This is a genomic window from Streptomyces humidus, assembly GCF_014649655.1.
GTDB lineage: Bacteria > Actinomycetota > Actinomycetes > Streptomycetales > Streptomycetaceae > Streptomyces > Streptomyces humidus.
In genome coordinates, this window is record NZ_BMTL01000009.1 from 129949 (window position 1) to 149441 (window position 19493).

The window sequence follows — 19493 nt, forward strand, 5'->3', positions numbered from 1 at the left end:
GCGAGGCTCGAGCATTACCGGTCCCGGTGAAAGGGTGGGATATGCGGCTGGTTGATGTGGAGGCAGGCCGCTACGACTGGTCGGCGTACGAGTGCGGGTGCACGAATTCGGCCGCGCACCTGGCGGACGACTTGCGGCGACTGGTCGAGGCGCAGTCGGTCGAGGAGGCGCGGGCGCTTCACATCGAGAACCACGCCCTGATCCAGTCGATCCCTCAGGAGCCGGTGCCCGTAGCCTCTGTGCTCATGGCGGCGCTTGCGGGCGACCTCTCCCCAGGCGTGAGGTTCGTGTGCCTGGATCTGCTCTGCGGGTTGGTGTTCAACGACGGTGATGACTCGTCGAAGGCATGCCAGGAGATCGCGCGGCAGGGGCTCTGGCTGCTGTACCGGGATCTGTGGTCAGGCGCCTTGCCAGGCATTGTCGGATGCGCCTACTACGTCCTGCGGGTGAATCGAGGATGACGGGGACCGGCTCAGCGCTTACCGAAATGCAGGGCAGCTGGATCTGCCCGATTACCTCGCTGACTGACCGGCCGCCTTGTACGACAGGGAAAACGGGACGAGAACTGACGGGCGGAGCGCGGGAAATGTCCGACGTGCATGCGGATCGGGCGGGCGCAGAGATCGAGAAGCTGATCGATTGGCTCTCAGGGAGCAGCGGACCGAGCTGAACCGGTTCGGGCCCGACGGCAACCAAGCCCGGGGCGGCATACGCCGCTCCCAGCGTGTGGGGCTCCGCCGGGTCTCGTCGATACAGAGCACCTCCCATGGCGGGCAGCAGCTGGCGGGGCAACTCCACGGCGCAGGCCCGGTAGGCACCACAGACCAGGAAACACTGAGACCCCGGGCACCCGCGATGCGGTATTGCTGGGAACGGTCAACAGCGGGACCGCCCGGTGAATTATTTTGTAGGGTCTCCATAGTGACGCCCACTCGTCTCTTCGTTCGGCCTGCAGTATCGCGACACCCCGGGGGCTGTCGCGGCTGGCAGGTTGACGATCACCTCGTCGGTGGACAGCCGGTGGACAGACGCCTTTGGACGGTTCATGACGGGGTGGCACGGGTCAACCTGTTGCAGGTGCTCTGATCAGGCAGAACATCACCAGGCAGCACGACGAAGCATCACGTAACACGAACGCTCATGGTCTCGTAATGCGTAGGTCTCGGGTTCGAATCCCGAAGGCGGCTCTGCCGAAGCCTCAGGACTCACTCGCCGTGACCTGGGGCTTTTGCTTTTGCCGGATGCGGCGACGGCGCTGAGCGCGGGCCGCGCGGCTGTCCGTGGTCTCCATTCTGGTCTCAGCGGACCGTTCCGGGGCGGGCGCCGGCTGAGATTCCGGGGCGGGCGCCGGGCAGGTCCACACCGGCCGCTTTCCGTCCCGGGCCCGTGGGGTCGGTCACGGCAGGGGCGACGGCCGGGACGTAGGGCTCCGGTGAGTTGAACTGCGCAGCCGGACGCCACGTATCAGTCTCGGTGGGTGGCATCGTGGCGCCCGGTGTACCAGCAGGGATCGGGTCGGCGGGCAGGTGCCGGTCGTGGTGTGCATCGTGTGGCGGCCGTCGAGGTGTCGGCGGCGTGCTGTGGAAGCGGTGTCCAGGAAGAGGGCTGAACGATTTCAGTGGATTCGAGCCGTTCGGTCGGTAGCGCTCTCGACGTGGCCGCCCCGGTGGGGCGGGCGGAGGGGGCGGGCGGGGCAGACGTCCCGCGGCAGGTTCTCGGCCTGGATGGTCTGCGCGGCCTGGCCGCACTGTATGTGGTGCTGTTCCACTGCTGGTTGTACACGTTCCCGGGGTATCCGAACAGTTCGGCGCCTCCGTGGCTGGACGAGCTGATGTTCGGGCGTCTTGCCGTCGTCTTCTTTCTGGTGTTGTCCGGCTTCTCCCTGGCGATTTCCCCGGCGCGTCATGGCTGGGGGTCGGGCGGCGTCGTCCAGTTCCTGCACCGACGGGCCTGGCGCATTCTGCCTCCCTACTGGGCGGCGCTGGCCATGAGTCTGATCATTTCCTTCTTCGTGGTGCCGGCTTCGCACTTCGGACTGCCGACCGGCTCGTCGGTTCTGGTGTACGGCCTTCTCGCTCAGGACGTGTTCACCGCACCGACGCCGAACGGCGCCTTCTGGTCGATCGGGGTCGAGGCCGAGCTGTATCTCCTCTTTCCCCTTCTGCTGCTCGTCCGGCGGCGGTGGGGTGCGGCGGTCCTGGTCGCGTGCGTGGCTCTTCCGGTGGTCACTCGTGGCCTGATGGCGCCTGGCGCGTCTCCTGTGGAGGGCGCCAACTGGCTCGCTCCGCATCTCGCTCCCGTGTTCGTCGCGGGCATGGTGGGCGCGGGGATCGTCGTCGCGTCGGACCGGGTCCGGCGTCTGCCCTGGGGGTGGTTCGCCGTGCTGGCCGCCATGCCTGTCGTGACTGTCGGTGTCGTCCGGGGGGCTGTGTGGACGGTGAACCACTACTTCTGGGTGGATCTCGCCATCGCTCCCGCCATGACGATGCTGATCGCCGCGGTTGCCACCGGCAGGCCCGCCGTCCTCGTGCGGTGCCTGACCGCGCGGCCCGTTCAAAGTCTCGGTAGCTTCTCCTACAGCCTCTACCTGATCCATCTGCCGATCGTCATGGCCGTGATTCGCCGGGTGGCCCCGCATTTCGTCTCGCGCGGACTGCCCACCTTCGGCTTCACGCTGATCGTGGCCCTGCCGGTCTCGGTGCTTGGGTCATGGCTTTTCGCCCGAGTCTTCGAGCTTCCCTTCAAGGGGAACAGGTCCTGGAAATCCATGATCGCGCTGTGCCGTTCCCGTTGGGCCGGCAGGAGCGCGCCAGACCTTCAACGGAATTGATTCTCCAGTTCGTTCTTTCGTCTCCTGCCCGGCCGGCAGATTCGTCGGCGGGGCGCCGTCGGCAGTGGCTGCGCCGGGCCGCCCACGATGTACCGGGGCGCGGCTCGCCGAAGATCATCAGGAGCATCCGGGCCGGGTGAGCCCCCGAGGAACAGTTCCGAAGCTGTCGCCGCCGCGCTCGGCGGTGCGCGGGAACGGGATGCCGGGCTCCCTGAGCGGGGCGCCGCGGTGGTCGTCGCCCGATCACATGCACCTGTCGCCCGCCTGGTACCGAGAGGTGCGGCGACTGTGCTCCCGGGCCGGGGCGGTCGTCGTCGCGGACGAGGTCACGGTGGGCCTGCGCTACCGAACTCTTGCCCAGTGCTCCACCCTTCAGGGTGGAGGTGTAGGGCATCCTGCCCCTGGCGGCCCGGAGGGCCGCAGATTCATGGCAGGATCGCCTTGTCCGACGACGTAGTTGTCGGATCTACCGCCGGACGGGCGGGATGTCAGGCCTGCGGAGGCCGTGTAAGACCGATCCTCACCGGTCGGCAGTGGCCCGTGAAACAGGAACCCGAGGTGGTACCGCGTAGCGGTACGGACCGGAATCTCCTGCCCTCGGGCAGGGGAGGGCGTCAACGCCCTGGGCATGACCGACGGTCACGCGGCGCCGACGCCGGGGGCCGTGCGCTGCTCGGGCCGCTGAAGGAAGTGTCGTTCACCTCCCTCAGCGCGCCCACGATCCTGACGGTGGCGGACGGCCGTGAGTCGGCGGCCTTGGGGCGGACGCCTTCGAGCTTGGTGAGTTGGTCCTCGGTCAGGAAGGCAAGGACGTCGGTGGCCCCGTCAGGGCGTGCGGTCCTGCTGCCCGGAGGCCGGCGCCGCGCTTGCCGTCGGCTGTCTTCCTGGTGGCCTTGTGAGGGGTCCGGCCCGACTGTGGACAGCTGCTGCAAGGGCACCGTCGGTGCGAGCCGGATCTCCGGCTCGGACCGGTACGTGTCACGACCGCGGAGCGGACTCGGTCTCTGCGTCGGGGCGTCGTGAGGAGCCGCGTCGGCGGGCCATCAGGGTGGTGCCGGTGATCACCAGACCGACCGCCACGACCTTCGCGGCCTGGTAGATCAGCGAAGGGCCGGTGCTCGTCCGGCCCAGGAAACCCCACAGCAGCAGACCGATTCCGGAGAGCGTCAGGAGGAACCCGCCGACCGGGCCCAAGCCCCCCCAGCTCCAAGGAGTCTCCGCCAACTCCTGCTCGTTGCCAGGGTGTTCACGCTCATCAGCCGTCATGGCTCGCACATTAACGCATTCACGGTCCGTGGTCGTGCCGGGCCCGGGCCCGGGGAAGTGAGCGACATGCCCAGGTCGCACAGGTTGTGTACGAGGGACCTCTGCGGTCTGTCGTGCCCGCCGCCCCATGGACGGGGGCGGGCGCTCCGGTCAGGGGGCGAGGCTCGGTGCCGTGTGAATGCCGAATTCGTGTCTCAGCGCGGAACGGGCGGCCAGGTAACCGGACATGCCGTGCACGCCAGGTCCTGGCGGTGTGGACGCGGAGCACAGGTACACGCCACGGAGCGGCGTGCGGTAGGGATCCACCCGGGGGGCCGGGCGGAGCACGCTCTGCTTCAGGGTCACAGCACCGCCGTTGATGTCCCCGCCGACGTAGTTGGGGTTGTAGGCCTCGTAGTCGCGGGCGCTGATACCGCGGCCGGCGACGACGGTGTCCGTGAAGCCCGGCGCGTACTGTTCGATACGTGCCTGCACCAGGGGCATGGGGTCCTGGGAGCTCCCGTTCGGTACGTGGGCGTAGGCCCACACCGGCCGCTTTCCGCCCCTGGCCCGAGTCGGGTCGGTCACGGCGGGGTCGACGACCAGGACGAAGGGCTCCGGTGCGGCGATGCCTGCGGCGGTGAGGCCTTCCTGGTGACGTATCTGCGCCTGTGTCCCGCCGAGGTGCACGGTGCCTGCCAGGCCTACGTCAGGATCCTTCCAGGGGATGGGAGCGTTGACGAGGAAGTCCGCCTTGGCGGCCCCGGGGCCGTGGCGGAAACGGGAGAGGTGGCCGGCGTAACGGGCGGGGAGCAGGTCGCCGGCGGCCTGGAGAAGGCCTTTCGGGGCGGTGTCGAACAGCACCGCCTTCGATTCCCGTAGTTGCCGCAGATCATCGATCCTGCATCCGGTGTGGAAGACGCCACCGTGCGCGGTGATGTCCGCGGCCAGTGCCTCGGCGATGCGGCTGCTGCCGCCCTCGGGAAGGGGCCAGCCGCTGCCGTGGGCGAGGTGCCCCAGCAGGAGTGCGATCGCGCCCGAGGCGAGACTCGGCAGTCGTCCCACCGCGTGTGCCGCGACACCGGTCAACAGGGCCTTGCCGGCTTCGGTGGTCAGAGTCCGCCTTCCCAGCCGAGTGCCGAGCGCGAGAGTCCGCGCAGCGAACCGGACTGCGACGAGCAGGTCCCGGGGGACGGCGCGCTGGTGGGAAAGAGCGAGGTCGACCACGGCGGAGCTGTGCTCCAGCAGTGGAGTCATCAGGCGTCGCCAGGATTCGCCGTCCGCCCCCAGCCGAGCACAGGTCGTCTCCAGGTCGTGGTGAGCCAGGGCGGCCGTGCCGTCGGGCAGCGGGTGGGCGTAGCTGACCTCCGGCAGACACAGGCGCACCCCGCGCGAGGGCAGATCGAACTCCCGGAAGAACCGCGACGCGGCTGCCATGGGGTGGACGGCCGCGCACACGTCGTGCGTGATGTCAGTGTCGAACAGCGATGTGGTGCGCAGGCCTCCGCCGATCTCATGGTGTCCGTCAAAAAGTTGCACCTGCAATCCAGCGCGGGCCATGACGACTGCGGCCGCCAGCCCGTTCGGGCCCGTCCCCACGATTGTTACGTCCGCTTTCGTCACCGGCTGTTCCCTTTCGTCGGCAAGTGCCGTCTCGCAGGTCGGCCGACATGTGACCTGCCCGACGGCTCGCCCAATAGGCGACACAAGGCAACATGAAACGCCATGGCTCAGCAAGATGTGGTGGTGGGCCCCTTGGTTTCTTTTGTCCTGTTCGCTCGGAAACTATCGGTTGGCGCATTACGGGGCCCCGGAAATAATCACTTGTCCCGCGATCATGAACACGCTAAGTTGGATGTCAGGAGCGAACGCGACCAGAGGCCTGACTTTCTAGATGTTGGGCTTTGTTCGCTCCGAACGGTTGCAATGCAGCTGACTCCAGCCCTGGACGCGGGGGAACATCCCCGGTGATCAGTGGTGCTCTCATCCAGAGGCGCCGAGGGGATCCGGGAACCGTGGGGGCTGTGCAATGACCGGAAAAACGAAATGGGGAACAATGCAGAAGCGAACTGTCGGTGCCGTTATCGGTGCCGCTGTCGCGGGCACGTGCCTTGCACTGACCATGCAGGGCTCGGCCCAGGCCACGCCTGTGGCGCCGGTGGCCGAGAAGGCGGCCGTCAGCAAGGGTGAGGCCGTCGCGCCCAAGGCCGCGGCAAGCGCGGTCGGCCGGGCGGCCGCCCGAGCGGCCGTGCACGCCAGGGCTGCCTGCCCTTCCGTGGGGCACGCCGTGGGAGCGCTGACGGACAACCTGAGCCTCGGCGGAGTGTTCAGCGAGCCGGCCAGAATCGCCAGCGGCGTCTCCAGTGCGACCGCGTTCGATAGGTGACGGCGACTCGTCGCGTCCAGAGGGCGGTACTGCTTGCCGGTGCCGCCCTCCTGGGTGCCCACTTCTCCATTGCGGCCTTCTCCCAGACGCCGCTGAGTCCTGCCAAGGTGCAATTGGCGCCGCTCCTGAACGCCTATCTCCAGCCGTACTTCTCGCAGAACTGGATGCTCTTCGCCCCGGATCCGGTGATGGTCGACCAGGGGGTCATCGCGCGGGGCCGCTGCAGCGACGGTGAGGTCACGGAGTACTACGACGTGACGGGCCCGACCATCCAGAGGGTCCAGAACGACAGGTTCTTTCCCGCGAGGATGTCCCGGGTCGTGAGCAACGGCATCCAGCAGTACAACTCGACCGACGACCTGCTGAGGCGCCTCCGCGAGCAGAAGGAAAAGGGGAAGGCGAAGAAGCCGGGAAAGAACCCCATTCCGCTGCTGCCGTACGAGAAACGCACCCGCGACCAAGCGGTGAACTACCTGTCGAGGTATGCGATGACTCAGATGACTCAGGCGTGCGCGGACGGCCGAAGTCTTCAGGCGGTGCAGGTCCGGATGTACGTCCGGACTCTCCCGCCTTGGTCGCAGAGGAACAACGCCCACGCCCGCGACAAGGTCGACGCCTACGACTTTCCATGGAAGAAAGCTGCTGATCTGCAGTGAAAATATCGGACAAGATCGACATCTGGGCCAGCCGCCCTGTCGCGGTCCTGGGTGTGTCGGGAACCCGCGCGTTACTGGGGTTCGTCGGCCTCATGTTCTATGTCAGCCAGTACGGGGACCGGCGCTACCTCTTCGGCCCCGGGAACGACACGCTGCTGCCCTACCACCTCTTCCTCGACGAGTTGCAGGACTCGGGGAGTCTCAGCGTCTATGCGTGGAGCAACTCACCGGTCGCGTTCGAGGTGTTGTTCCACCTCGGACTGATCGCCGCTCTGGCTGTCACGCTGGGTATCGGGGGACGTCCCGTCCTGGCGCTGCACGCCGTATTGCTCTGGTCGCTCTACCAAAGGCAGTCGGCGCTCATGGACGGCGGCGACAACCTCATGCAGCTCGTCGTCCCGATGCTGCTTCTCACGCGCTGCTACGACCATTTCTCCCTGCGCTCTCCGCTGGGGCAACGGGTGCTGCAGCGTGTCCCCATGGCTCTGCGAGCCGTCGGAGCCCCGCTGCACAACCTGGGCGTCATCGCGATCGCGGTGCAGATGTGCATGGTCTACATGGTCAGCGGGCTTTACAAGGTGCAGGGGCAGGCGTGGCAGGACGGAACCGCTCTCTTCTACATCATGCGGGTACCGGAATTCGAACTCCCCGGCATTTCGCACTTCGTTTACAACAACGATCTGTTGGTGTACCTCGGCACCTATGCGACCGTCCTCTTTCTCGTCTATTTCCCCATGGGGGTCCTGGTACGGTCCCTGCGCCCATGGGCGGCTGCCGCATCCATCGGTTTCCACCTCTCCATCGGCCTGTTCATGGGTCTCACCGGATTCGCCTTGACGATGATCGCGTGTGACCTCGTCTTCCTGTCACCGGAACTGTCCCGTGCACTGCAGGCGGCGCGAAAGCTGAGCGCACGCCGCAAGGAGAGAGCAGCGGCCGACGGCGCCGGAAGCAGTGCGGCACACCACCGCGAGCCGGTAGCGGCCGCTTCCGCCGACTGAAAGGCTCTCCGTGCGACGTCCTCCCACCTGCGTCATCGGCAGTCACCTCGACGCTCCTCGTGTGACCGGCGGGCATGATCCCGACGCGTACGTGGAGCTCGGCTCGTTCACCAAGGTCCTGACCGGAACCGTCCTGGCCGTGCTCGCCGAGAAGCGCGTCGTCTCCCTCGACGATCCGGTCGAACGGTGGCTGAACGCGCCGGCAGGGACCGGTGTCACCCTGCGACACCTCGCCGACCACACCTCCGGCCTTCCGCGGCTGCCTCCTGACACGGGCCTGTTCAACCCGTACCGGGACTTCACACAGACTCAGCTCGAACAGTTCGTGGGTCGTCTCGACAGTGTGGTGACCGCGAGCCCGGGTGAGCGCGAGGAGTATTCCAACGCCGGGTACGCCGTGCTCGGCGCCGCACTCGTCTCGGCTGCCGGCCAGGACTACGAGGAACTGGTCGGCGATCATGTGCTCGCGCCTCTCGGCTTGCCCGCGGGGTCGGTGACCGCCAGACCACCCGCGGACCGGCGTCTGCTGGCGTCGGGCTGGTTCGGCCGCCCCGTGAAGCCATGGGACTTGACCGGAGCCATCCTGCCCGCGGGTGGCATGTGGGCCAGCACGCGCACAACCGCCCGTCTGCTCACCGGACTGCTCGTCGACAAGACCCTCGGTGAGCCGGCGCTCACCTGGCGCCGGGTCGGAGATCTGCCGCTGACCTTCCACAACGGCGCCACCCGAAAATCCAGGGTCTTCGCCGGTGCGTTGCCCGACGGCCGCTGGGTCGTGGTTCATCGCCTCTCCGGATCCACCGAGGACACGGATGCGGCGGGAATCGACGAACTCCGCGCAGCGGCCGAGGAAGGCGGATGAAGCAGCGGCTTCCGCCTTCCGCACACCGGGGAACCTCACTGCGGTGCGCGGTTCGGTCTGCGTGAGCCGTGTATGAGCGGTGTGCGAGCGGTGTGTGAGCGGAGGGTGCGGCACAAAGCCATCGCGCGCCGGACGCGGCAACGTGCCGCGCGGCGCTGGTCTGCGGAACAGCGCCGCGCGGCACGAGTCGGCACTGCCCATCCCGATCGCGGCAGTCCTCGTCATGCCCAGGTCTCGGGTTCGGATGCCGAAGACGGCTCCGTGGTCCTCCGGGCGCAGGGCGCAGGGTGCCGGGCGGCTCATCACCATCGCCGCCACGGCCGCGTTTCGCACCCGGCCCGGCCCGGCCCGGCCGTCGGCGAGCCGAGTGCGTGCAGGCGTCCGGCCACCGGCCCGGCCATGGCGGGCCGGCGCACCCCGCCGCCTTGCCGGGTGCGCTTGCCGGGGGCTGTGAGCCGGGCTCTTGGCGCACCCCGGTGGCGGCGCGGCCGGGCTCCGGGCCGGTCCGGAGCCCGTGTCGTACGGTCTGCCGTCGCGGTCGCCCGCCGTCGGCAACGGATTCACCGGAACGGCGGTGGCGCCGGGACGGCCGAAAGACCTGAACCAGCGGCGGGAATCAGGCCGCGACGAGTTCTTGCTCGCGGTCCGGCACCTTGAGCTTGGGCTTCTTGTTGGGCAGCGAGAGCCGGAAGACCTTGTGCCACGCGGAGAACACCTGCTTGGGCAGCGGCCCGGTGACGTACTGCAGCTCGTACTTCTCGAACAACGCGCGCACCTTCACCGCGACCTCGGCGTACCGGTTGCTCGGCAGGTCCGGGAACAGGTGGTGCTCGATCTGGTGCGACAGGTTGCCGGTCATGAAGTGCATGGCCTTGCTGCCGCTGATGTTCGCCGAGCCCAGCATCTGGCGCAGGTACCACTGGCCGCGCGTCTCGCCCTTGATCGACCGGCGCTCGAAGACCTGCACGCCCTCGGGGAAGTGCCCGCACATGATCACCGAGTGGGACCAGACGTTGCGGACCAGGTTCGCGGTGAACGTGGCGGCGAGCGTGGTGAGGAACGACGGGCCCGACAGCACGGGGTGGATCACGTAGTCCTTGAGCACCTGCTTGCGGATCTTGCGGCCCACGGCCCTGGCCCGCGCGCGGAACTCCGGGTCCTTGCGGCGGCGCTTGTGCAGGTTCTTGCCGAGCTCCAGGTCGTACGCCGCGATGCCGTACTCGAAGAAGCAGGCGTTGATGAAGTTCCACAGCGGCTGGCCGAGGTGGAACGGGTGCCACTTCTGGTCCTCGTCGACGCGCATGATGCCGTAGCCGAGGTCGTTGTCCTTGCCGATCACGTTGGTGTACGTGTGGTGCAGCTCGTTGTGCGAGTGCTTCCACTGCTCGGCCGGCGAGACGTGATCCCAGTCCCAGGTGGTGGAGTGGATCTTCGGGTCCCGCATCCAGTCCCACTGGCCGTGCAGGACGTTGTGGCCGATCTCCATGTTGTCCATGATCTTCGCCACGGACAGACCGGCGGTGCCGATCAGCCACGCGGGCGGGAAGATCGAGAACAGCAGCACGCCCCTGCTGACCAGCTCGAGCTTGCGCTGCGCCGAGATGACCTTGCGGATGTAGGCGGCGTCCTTCTCGCCGCGGTCGGCGATCACCTCGTCGCGGATCGCGTCCAGCTCGCGGCCGAGCTCCTCGATCTGCTCGGCGGTCAGGTGGGCGGTGGGGTCGATGGCGGTCAAGGTGCTCCTACCGTTCGATGGCGCAGTGACCCGCCGCGGCGGACACGCAGGTCTGGATGAGGACGCCCGGCTCGGCCTCGGTGATCTCGCCGGTGCGCAGGTCGCGGACGGCGCCCGCCTTGAGCGGCGTGACGCAGCCGAAGCAGATGCCCATGCGGCATCCGGACGGCATGAGCACGCCGGCCTCCTCGCCGACGTCCAGCAACGGCGTGGCGCCGTCCGCGTCGACGGTCTTGCCGGTGGTGCTGAACGTGACCTCGCCACCGTCGCCGGTGACGACGATGGCGGGGCGGAAGCGTTCGGTGTGCAGGCGCTCTCGGACGCCGCGCCCGGTCCAGTGCTCTTCGGCGGCGTCGAGCAGGCCCGCGGGCCCGCAGGCCCAGGTCTCGCGCTCGGCCCAGTCCGGCACGAGTTCGTCGAGACGGGTGATGTCGAGCATGCCGTCCGTGTCGGTGTGCAGCTCGGTCAGACGCAGCTTCCGGTCCGCGACCAGGGCGTGCAGATCGTCGCGGAAGATCACGTCCTGCGGCTGTGGCGCGGAGTGGACCATGACGACGTCGTCGAACTCGGTGTCGCGCAGCATGCCCATCACCGGCGTGATGCCGCTGCCGGCGGTCAGGAAGAGCACCTTGGCGGGCTTGGCCTGCGGCAGCACGAAGTCACCGGTCGCCTGGTCGAGCTGGATCAGCGTGCCCGGCTTCGCTCTGCGGACCAGGTGGTTGCTGACCTTGCCGTCCGGGATCGCCTTCACGGTGATCGTGACGCGGCCGTCCTGGCGGTCGGTCGGGGAGGTGAGCGAGTAGGCGCGCCACAGGCGCACTCCGTCGACGTCGACCCCGATCCGCACGTACTGACCCGCTGTGTGGCCGCGCCAGCCCCGCCCCGGCCTGATCACGACGGTCGCCGCGTCATCCGTCTCGGGGTGCACGGCCTCGATGCGCCCACGCAGGTCGGCGCCCGCGCGCAGCGGGCTGACCAGGTCGAGGTAGTCCGACGGCAGCACCGGCGTCGTGACCATCTCCAGCAGTTTCCACGCCCTGCTGCGGAGGGCTGTACTCGTCATGACTCCAGCTTGATGTGCCTCGAGGCGTAAAGTCCTGTCCGTAGGACGTAAATCTGCTCGGCGGAATTGTTCGCAAGGAACAGAAAATGAGCCATGTAATCCGGAAGGCCACCGAACTGGCCCTGGATGAGACGACGGTCACCGCACTTCGGGCCGCGCTGAGGACCACCGCCGACGAGGTGGTCCAGGCGATCATCGACGAGGTCCCTCCCTACGCCAACGCTCTTTCGGGACACATGGGCGGCACCATCCGCCGAGCCGTCCGCACCGCGCTGGGACACTACCTGGACCTCGCGAGCGGGAACGCCACGGGCGGCGACGCCGGTGACGCAGCCTACGAGCTGGGCCGCGGCGAAGTGCGCGACGGCCGGTCGATGGACGCTCTGCTCAGCGCCTACCGCGTCGGCGCCCGCGTGGCCTGGCGATGCCTGGCCGCGGGCGCCGTGCCCGCAGGTCTGCCCGCCGCCGAGGTCGCCAAGTTCGCCGAGCTGACCTTCGCCTACATCGACGAGCTCTCCGCCGCGAGCGCCGCGGGCCACGCCGACGAGCTGGCCGCCCGGGGCAGGGCTCATGAGCGCCACCTCGAACAACTGGTCCGCGACCTTCTCGCCGGCGCGAGCCCGGACGTGCTGCTGGCCTCTGCTCAGCGGGCCGGGTGGCAGCCCTCGGTCTCGCTGACCGCGGTCCTGCTGCCCGCCGCCCAGGCCCGGCCCGCCTACCGCACGCTCGACCCGAGCACCCTCGTCCTCGACGATCTGCCGGACGCCCTCGGCGTGCTGCTCGTCCCCGATGCCGACCGATCGCATCTCCTGAGGCAGCTGACCGACCGCACCGCGGTGGTCGGCCCGGCCCGGCCGTGGACGCGTGCGTCCGCCTCGTACGCACGGGCCGTACGCGCGCGGGCCCTCTCCGCCGATATCCGCGACACCGAGAACCACCTGCCCGAGCTGGTGCTCAGCGCCGACGCGGACGCGTTCGCGGACCTGCGTGCCCGAGCCCTCGCACCGCTGCGGACCGTGCCTGCCGCGACCGCGCGGCGGCTGGAGGAGACGTTGCGGGCATGGCTGCTGCACCACGGCAGGCGGAACGAGGTGGCGGCGGCGTTGTTCGTCCACCCCCAGACCGTCCGGTACCGGGTGTCGCAGCTGCGGGAGCTGTTTCCGGATCTCGGGTCGCCGCACCGGATCCTCGAACTGACGCTGGCGGTCGGCCTTCCCGTCGGCTGACGCGTTCTTCGGCCGTCCGCGAGCGGTCCGGGAATCGTGCCTCAGCCTCGCCGGCCTGCCTTTCTGCCCACCGGGCCCCTCCCTGTCGCCCACCGGAACCGTCCCTGTCGCCCACGGGTGTGAACTGTCGAGAACGGGAAGGAACCGGCTGGAGCCGGGGGAGAGGGGAGGCGCTGTGGGGAGCGAGATCTCGGAGGGAGTCCGGTACAGCATCACGCACACCTACGTCACGCTGCGCGTCGGTGACAGCACACGGACGGCGACGTTGGTCAACGCGGGGGTGGGCAGCCTGGACCGGTTCGCCGAACGGCCCAGCGAGACGAGCGTGTTCTGCGAGCACTGCGATGCGCGGCTGCGGGTGGTGCTCCGGTCCACTGCCGACATACGGCAGCGGCGGCGCACGCACCGGCTGTTGTGGCCGGTGTGGGCCCTGCTGGCCGTGTTGAGCGGCTGGGGCTTCGTGCAGGTGGTGCGCACCGGTGACGGCCTGGGGTACGACGACCTGTTCGGCTTGTTCCTCACCGGGGCCGCGGCCGTCCTGCTCGGGTACAACACCCTGCGCAGTCTGGTCCTGACCCAGGGCTTCGACACCCCCGAGGTGAACAGGACGGACGACCGGGAGCCGTACGGGGTTCAGCACGGCTGGACCACGCCCGGGCAGGCGGACACCGAGGACCGCAGGTCATGAGCCGGTAGCCTGCTCGGCTCAACTCAGCTGTGGCGAGTCCGGCGAGGGGGCAGGCGATCGGCTCGGCGACGTCGTTCGTGCGGGCGCGGCGGCCGTCAGGGCGCGCCGTGAGAGGCCGTGGCGGAGCGCGGCGGCATCGGCTCGCCGCCGTGGCCGGCCGGCGACTCCGCCCAGCGGCCTGACGGTGCGGCAGGCCGGGTGTGAGGGAGGCTCCCGTGCCGAGGACGTTCAGCATCCACCGCACAGTTGACCGGCGGCGGCCGCTGAGCCCGCCCGCCGAGCCTCACGGCGTCCTGCCGAGCCCTGCCCCGCCGAGCCTCACGGCATCCCGCCGAGCCCCGTCCCGCCGACCTCTCGATGCCGTGAACCGTCTCGGTGGGGCACGGGCGGGCCGGTGGTTCCCGGGAGACGGAAGAAAGTGCAGGTCGTTTAAGGGGCGAAAGCTCAGAACTTGCTCAACAGGCGGAAGCTACTGAGGAGTTGGGCTCTAATCTCATGCCGTTCCCTCCCAGTGACTCATCACCCCAGGAGCAGGCCCATGGCAGGCGGCGGACAGCAGTCGAGCGCACAGTCGACCCGGAACGGCATCCAGGCTCTGGAGTCCGCCCGTAACGGCGTCACGCGGTGCCGTCAGGATGTGGACGCCACACGCGGCGGCCTCTCCGCGGCGTACAAGGGCAGTGACGGAGGGCAGTTCGGCGAGCTGCTGCGGCTGTGGGACGAGCAGTGCGGCGTCATCCAGAAGAACCTCCAGGAGATGGTCGTCGCGCTCGAACTGAGCATGAAGCAGCACCAGCAGACCCAGACCTCCGCGGGGGAGGCCATCGTCCAGGCCTCCCACACCTCGGAGGGGATCTTCCAGCAGCTCAACGGCTCCTGATCCGCCCGCCGACCCTCCCGCACCGACGACCGAGACGAGACGAGTGATGAGCGACAACCTCACCGACGGATACATCTACGTCGCCTACTCCCATGTGCAGAACGCGGCGGACGACATGGTCGGCCAGACGAAGGCGATCGCCACCACCCTGGCCAACCTGGAAGCGGAACTCAACGAGCTGAAGAACACCTGGTACGGCGCCGACGCGGACGTGTACCGGCAGAAGCAGGCCATGTGGGACCAGGCCGTGCGGAACATGGAACAGCTGCTGATCTCGCACGCCGGTCTGCTGACGGACATCTCCGACAACTACAAGTACAGCGAGAACTCCCTGTCCCAGATGTGGTCCGACGTCACCATCGGCCGCTGAGCCACCCCGGCCGGCGCGAGCGATCCCCCGCGTTCGCGCCACCGCCCGCCGCCCGGCCCCCGTTCCGGGCGGCGGGCACGCACTCAGGAGACAGACAGTGACCGATCTCGATCTGACGCACCTCGACGCCAAGGAACTGAAAAGGTTCATCGAAGAGGTGGCCGAGTTCAGCAAGGCGCTGAAGGTGATCCGTGCGGACGCACCGAAGTCCGGGACGACCCTTTCCGTTCCCTCGCTCAGCAGTCTGGTGGAGGGGCGCACCACCGCCGAGACGCTGAACCAGAACCCGGTCCTCGCCATCGGCACCATGAGCGGTGACGAACTGACGCACGGCAAGGCCCTCGTCGAGGGGCTGACGAAGGCCGCCCAGGCCGTCGACAAGGTTCTGACGGCACAGCAGACCCTGTTCAAGGACATCGAGAGCAACCTGCAGACGACCGTCGACACGCTGCTGCGCGACCAGGCCGCCAGTCTGGCCGCCGTCGAGGGGGAGAAGCTGCTCGACGTCTTCTCGGACATCGAGGCCGACCTGGCCGACGCTTCGTCCTCCCGCTCCTGAGCCGTCCCCTCCTCATCCCGGGAGTCTCCCGCAGTGGCTGACAGCACATCCGTCGACGACGACTACTGGTCCAGGGCCGTCTCCCTGTTCACCGGGTACCCCTTGCCCAACCGCAACGAGCTGTTCGAGAAGCTCAAGAGCGACAAGGACGTCCCCCTCTACCGGCACGGGATCGAGACCCTGCCGGTGAGGCAGGTGCATCCGGGCGAATACGGCCGGAACGTCCGCTCGGGCGAGGACTACGACGTCGTCTTCTACACCTCCTCGGGCGGGGACGGCGCGCACGGCGGCGTGAAGATGCGACGGGTCCGGATCGTGTTGATCGGCGTCCTGGCCGACGCGAACGGCCGGGCCACGTTCTTCGGCGAGAACAAGGACCCTCTGGGCGACCAGTGGAGTGACAACAACACGTTCACCGGCATCGGGGGCAAACAGTGGGACGCCTCCGCCATGGCCCAGTACATCTTCGGAGGCCGCAGAGCGCTGGGGGCGCTCACGGGCCAGCACAGCACCAAGGACTTCACCTACGCCGGGCAGTCCGTGGCGGACAGCAGCGCGGTCGATCTGCGCTCGTTCACCCGCACGGCGCAGTCGTTCGACCGTACGAAGGACTTCTTCGTGCGTCAGGCGGCGACGCTGGAGCAGTGGAACAAGGCCCTGGGGTCGGAGCAGGCCGCCTGGCGCGGAAAGGCCGCCGGGGTCTTCCGCGGGCTGATCGAACAGCTGCACAAGAACTACGACGGCTATGCCGACCAGCTCGGGGGCCGGGACTACCAGGGCGCACACCTCACGGTCGACGGTTACCGGCCCACGTCCAGGCCCGGTCACGCGGTCACGGTCGCGCAGCGCAACCTCCTCGCCCAGGCGAAGGTGCTGGAACGCGCCTGGCAGGACTGGGCCGACTCCGACTGGCACGACCCGCACCGCGTGGTGGTGACCCTGCTGGACGACCTGGTCGGATGGTTGATCACCAACAACCTCACCAAGGTGCTCATGACGGCCGGCGGGACCGGCCCCCAGCACTCGCTCCTTCCGCCGATCTTTCACACCGGAGCCGGCTTCCACCAGGTCCACCCCGTGTACGGCGACCTCAACAAGGACGAGGCCTGGAAGAAGCTGGGCGAGACGGCCGTCAGGAAGTGGCGGGAGTGGCAGGACTTCTACGTCGAGAAGGACGCCCGCAACGCCCTGGCGCATCTCAGCAATCAGTGGCTGGACGCCGCGAAGGCGGTCGGCGTCCCGCTGCGGACCAGGTCGACCGAGACACCGACCGAGAGGTTCCAGAAGGAGGAGGCCCGACTCGCGAAGGAGAAGGCCGCGAAGGAGGGCGACTCCCTCAGCAAGACCCTCAACAGCCTCGGTGACTTCGGCAAGCAGCTGAACAAGTCCATGGACGACTTCAGCCGTGACATGGGCAAAGGGCTGGGGGGCTTCAGTCAGGAGCTGAACAAGGGGCTGAACGACTTCGGCCAGGGGATGAACAAGGGGCTGAACGACTTCGGGCAGGGCATGAACAAGGGCCTGGAAGACGTCACCAAGGGCATCGGCGACAACGTCAGCGGCCTGAACGAGGGCCTGAAGGGCTTCGGCAACAGTCTGGGGGACGTCTTCGGCGGCGGAGGCGACGGCCGGGGGAACGCCGCGGACGGAGGCCGTCCGCCGGTCACCTCACCACTGAACGACCTCCTGCCCGGCCTCGGCACGGACACGTCGGACGGGAGCACCGGCGACGCCGTCAGAAACCCCGACGGCAGCACAACCACCCGCTCCCCCGACGGGACCCTGACCACCACCTACCCCGACGGCACGGTGACGGCGTTCAACCCCTCCACCGGGCTCATGACCACGACCTCCGCCAACGGGAAGATCAGCACGACCGAGCTGGGCCAGGGGAAGCCGGTCACCAACCCCGACGGCAGCACCACCGTGCTGAATCCGGACGGCTCGCTGACCACGAAGTACCCGGACGGGTCGGTCCAGACGATCAGACCCGACGGAACGGTCACCACCACCGACCCCGACGGCTCCGTCCACTCCTCGCAGCTGAATCCCTCACCGGGCACGGTCACCACGCCCAGCGGCTCCACCACGAAGCTGAACCCGGACGGCACGCTGACGACGACCTTCCCGGACGGTACGAAGGAGACCGTCGATCCGTCCGCGGGCACGGTCACGACCACCTCGCCGGACGGCACGAAGCACACCGACTCCCTCGCCCCCGGCAAGACGTTCACCAACCCCGACGGCAGCACGACCGCCCTGAATCCGGACGGCTCGCTGACCACGAAGTACCCGGACGGGTCGGTCCAGACGATCAGACCCGACGGGACGGTCACCACCACCGACCCCGACGGAAAGGTCACCACCACCGACCTGGACGGATCATCCGCCGGAACCGACGCCCCGGGCAAGGGCGGCGCCTCGGGCGGCGGTACGTCCGGTCTGAACGACGGTCTGCCCGCGCCGAGTTCGTCCGGCCCGGACAAGCAGGGCCACGACTACGGCGACGACCACGACTTCGACACCTCCGGTCTCGACTTCGGAGGGCTCGCGGCCACACCGCTCAACCCGGATCTGGCCGGCCTCGGCGGAGCCGGCGCCGGCGCGGCCGGGGAGGCCGGACAGGACTCCTACGAGGAGTACGACAGCACCCCGTACGACGGTGGCGCGCTCCGCGCGCCCACGGGTGACGCGGCCGGTTCCCCGGGCGACTCCGCGGCCGGTCAGGGGGCCACCGGCGGCATGCCGCTGAACCCCATGGCGTTCGGCGGCATGGGCGGCATGGGCGGGATGCCCGGCATGGGCGGAGGCGGGGGCGGAGGCGGCGGCTCGAACGGTGAACGCGTCCGCTCGGTGCTCGGCGACGGCGACGGCGCCGCACTGCGCCGACGGCCGAGGACCCGGGGGGCCGCGGCGGCCGACGACGAGGAGAACGTCGTCGTCACAAGGGGCGGACGGCCCGTCACGACCTCCACCCCGTACGCCCCCGTGGGCGCGGCCGGCGGTCAGGGCGGCCGGTCCACGGAGTCCGGCGACCGCGTGCGGTCGAACTGGGGGACGGACGAGGACGACGACGTGTGGGGCACGGACGAGGGAGGCGCTCCGGCGGTGATCGGACGATGAGCGGAGACAGGACGATGAACGACGGCGACGGCGGGGACACGCCCCGGGAGACCGCGGCGGCGGCATCGATCGAGCAGCGGCTGGCCCGGGCGATGGCCGAACTCGAAGCCACCCAGCAGGCCGTGGCCGAGGCGGAGGCGGAACTGCGCCACGCCTCCTGCACCGTGCGCTCCAAGGACCGCGCCGTCGAGGTCACGGTCGGCCACCAGGGCGAGCTGACGGCACTGAGGTTCCTCGACGGCAAGTACCGCACCATGAGCGCCGGCGACCTCGCCGCCGCCGTCCTGGAGGCGGCGGACCGTGCCCGGACGCAGATGTCCCGGCAGGTGATGGAGACGTTCGAGCCCTTCACCCGGCCGAGCGACGCCGTGCCCGAGATGACCGGTGTGGACGTCGACTGGGCCGCGATCTTCGGTCCCGGCGTCCAGGAGGGCGCGCACACCGCATCCGCGCCGTCCAGGAACCGGCTGCGCGACGAGATCCACGAGGACGGGGAGAGCGAGCACGATGTCTGACACCGGTGGCTCCTACAGCGCGAACGCGGACGAAGTCCGCAGGGCGGCGGAGCTCATCAACAAGATCGCCGCCATGTCCGGTTCCATCGTCGGCGACTTCGCCGACGGGGCGCGGGCGACGAGCGGCTGGGAGGGCGACGACAGCTACGGCCGGTCGCTGCGCAAGAACCTGGACAAGGAACGGACGTCGACGACCGACACCGGGAAGGCGGTGGCCGGCGCGATCGGCGCCGTCTCCCACGGCAGTCTCGAGAACGCGCGGAACATCCTGCGGACCCAGGGCGAGAACCTCGACGCGATCCACCAGTCACGGGGCACGGGCGGCACCGGCACCGGCAGAAAGAGCTGACCCGA

General features: G+C 68.9%; 18 protein-coding genes. 14 read left to right on the plus strand and 4 right to left on the minus strand.

Features of this window, described 5'->3' with window-relative positions; translation table 11 throughout:
• Nucleotides 1-41 precede the first annotated feature (41 nt).
• Both IE239_RS12925 and IE239_RS12930 read left to right on the plus strand, forming a co-directional pair.
• Nucleotides 42-461 (plus strand): hypothetical protein, encoded by a 420-nt coding sequence (locus IE239_RS12925; RefSeq protein WP_190149408.1) that lies wholly within the window; start codon nt 42-44, stop codon nt 459-461.
• A 1193-nt stretch (nt 462-1654) separates the two neighbouring features.
• On the plus strand, nt 1655-2830 hold the full coding sequence (locus tag IE239_RS12930) for an acyltransferase family protein (protein WP_229878060.1): 1176 nt from the start codon (nt 1655-1657) through the stop codon (nt 2828-2830).
• Nucleotides 2831-3808: 978 nt separating this feature from the next.
• Here the strand turns inward: IE239_RS12930 and IE239_RS12935 are convergent.
• Nucleotides 3809-4096 (minus strand): hypothetical protein, encoded by a 288-nt coding sequence (locus tag IE239_RS12935; RefSeq protein WP_190149409.1) that lies wholly within the window; start codon nt 4094-4096, stop codon nt 3809-3811.
• Nucleotides 4097-4246: 150 nt separating this feature from the next.
• The gene (locus IE239_RS12940; protein ID WP_229878061.1) at nt 4247-5635 is read right to left on the minus strand and encodes a phytoene desaturase family protein; all 1389 of its coding nucleotides are present in this window, start codon (nt 5633-5635) and stop codon (nt 4247-4249) included.
• A gap of 562 nt (nt 5636-6197) precedes the next feature.
• On the opposite strand from IE239_RS12940, the gene IE239_RS12945 reads away from it, so the two are divergent.
• The 4 genes from IE239_RS12945 (at nt 6198) to IE239_RS12960 (ending at nt 8980) form a co-directional block, all read left to right on the plus strand.
• Nucleotides 6198-6461, plus strand: a complete 264-nt coding sequence (locus tag IE239_RS12945; RefSeq protein ID WP_190149411.1) for a hypothetical protein — start codon at nt 6198-6200, stop codon at nt 6459-6461.
• Complete coding sequence (locus tag IE239_RS12950; protein ID WP_190149412.1) at nt 6458-7117, plus strand: DUF5819 family protein; 660 nt, start codon at nt 6458-6460, stop codon at nt 7115-7117. The genes IE239_RS12945 and IE239_RS12950 overlap by 4 nt, the downstream gene beginning before the upstream one ends.
• Nucleotides 7114-8118 carry an HTTM domain-containing protein gene (locus IE239_RS12955; protein ID WP_190149413.1) on the plus strand — a complete coding sequence of 335 codons (1005 nt, stop codon included), beginning with the start codon at nt 7114-7116 and terminating at the stop codon, nt 8116-8118. The genes IE239_RS12950 and IE239_RS12955 overlap by 4 nt, the downstream gene beginning before the upstream one ends.
• Nucleotides 8119-8179: 61 nt before the next feature.
• Nucleotides 8180-8980 carry a serine hydrolase domain-containing protein gene (locus IE239_RS12960; RefSeq protein WP_229878062.1) on the plus strand — a complete coding sequence of 267 codons (801 nt, stop codon included), beginning with the start codon at nt 8180-8182 and terminating at the stop codon, nt 8978-8980.
• Between the two features lie 616 nt (nt 8981-9596).
• On the opposite strand, the gene IE239_RS12965 is transcribed toward IE239_RS12960, so the two are convergent.
• Both IE239_RS12965 and IE239_RS12970 read right to left on the minus strand, forming a co-directional pair.
• The gene (locus IE239_RS12965) at nt 9597-10715 is read right to left on the minus strand and encodes a fatty acid desaturase family protein (RefSeq protein WP_190149415.1); all 1119 of its coding nucleotides are present in this window, start codon (nt 10713-10715) and stop codon (nt 9597-9599) included.
• 7 nt (nt 10716-10722) lie between these two features.
• A complete protein-coding gene (locus tag IE239_RS12970) occupies nt 10723-11778 on the minus strand; it encodes a ferredoxin reductase (protein WP_190149416.1) in 1056 nt (351 codons plus the stop codon).
• A gap of 86 nt (nt 11779-11864) precedes the next feature.
• Between IE239_RS12970 and IE239_RS12975 the strand changes: the two genes are divergently transcribed.
• From IE239_RS12975 to IE239_RS13010, 8 genes are all read left to right on the plus strand, one after another.
• Nucleotides 11865-13004: a PucR family transcriptional regulator gene (locus IE239_RS12975; protein WP_190149417.1), complete on the plus strand. Its 1140-nt coding sequence runs from the start codon at nt 11865-11867 to the stop codon at nt 13002-13004.
• A 175-nt stretch (nt 13005-13179) separates the two neighbouring features.
• Nucleotides 13180-13692: a hypothetical protein gene (locus IE239_RS12980; protein ID WP_190149418.1), complete on the plus strand. Its 513-nt coding sequence runs from the start codon at nt 13180-13182 to the stop codon at nt 13690-13692.
• A 538-nt stretch (nt 13693-14230) separates the two neighbouring features.
• Complete coding sequence (locus IE239_RS12985) at nt 14231-14572, plus strand: hypothetical protein (RefSeq protein WP_190149419.1); 342 nt, start codon at nt 14231-14233, stop codon at nt 14570-14572.
• A gap of 46 nt (nt 14573-14618) precedes the next feature.
• Complete coding sequence (locus tag IE239_RS12990) at nt 14619-14942, plus strand: WXG100 family type VII secretion target (protein ID WP_190149420.1); 324 nt, start codon at nt 14619-14621, stop codon at nt 14940-14942.
• Between the two features lie 97 nt (nt 14943-15039).
• Nucleotides 15040-15501, plus strand: a complete 462-nt coding sequence (locus tag IE239_RS12995) for a type VII secretion system-associated protein (RefSeq protein WP_190149421.1) — start codon at nt 15040-15042, stop codon at nt 15499-15501.
• A gap of 33 nt (nt 15502-15534) precedes the next feature.
• Entirely contained in the window at nt 15535-18624 is a 3090-nt protein-coding gene (locus tag IE239_RS13000) for an AAWKG family protein (protein ID WP_190149422.1), read from the plus strand.
• 14 nt (nt 18625-18638) lie between these two features.
• Nucleotides 18639-19139: a YbaB/EbfC family nucleoid-associated protein gene (locus IE239_RS13005; protein ID WP_190149507.1), complete on the plus strand. Its 501-nt coding sequence runs from the start codon at nt 18639-18641 to the stop codon at nt 19137-19139.
• Nucleotides 19132-19488 (plus strand): hypothetical protein, encoded by a 357-nt coding sequence (locus IE239_RS13010; RefSeq protein ID WP_190149423.1) that lies wholly within the window; start codon nt 19132-19134, stop codon nt 19486-19488. Before IE239_RS13005 ends, IE239_RS13010 begins: the two co-directional genes overlap by 8 nt.
• The last annotated feature ends 5 nt before the right edge of the window (nt 19489-19493 follow it).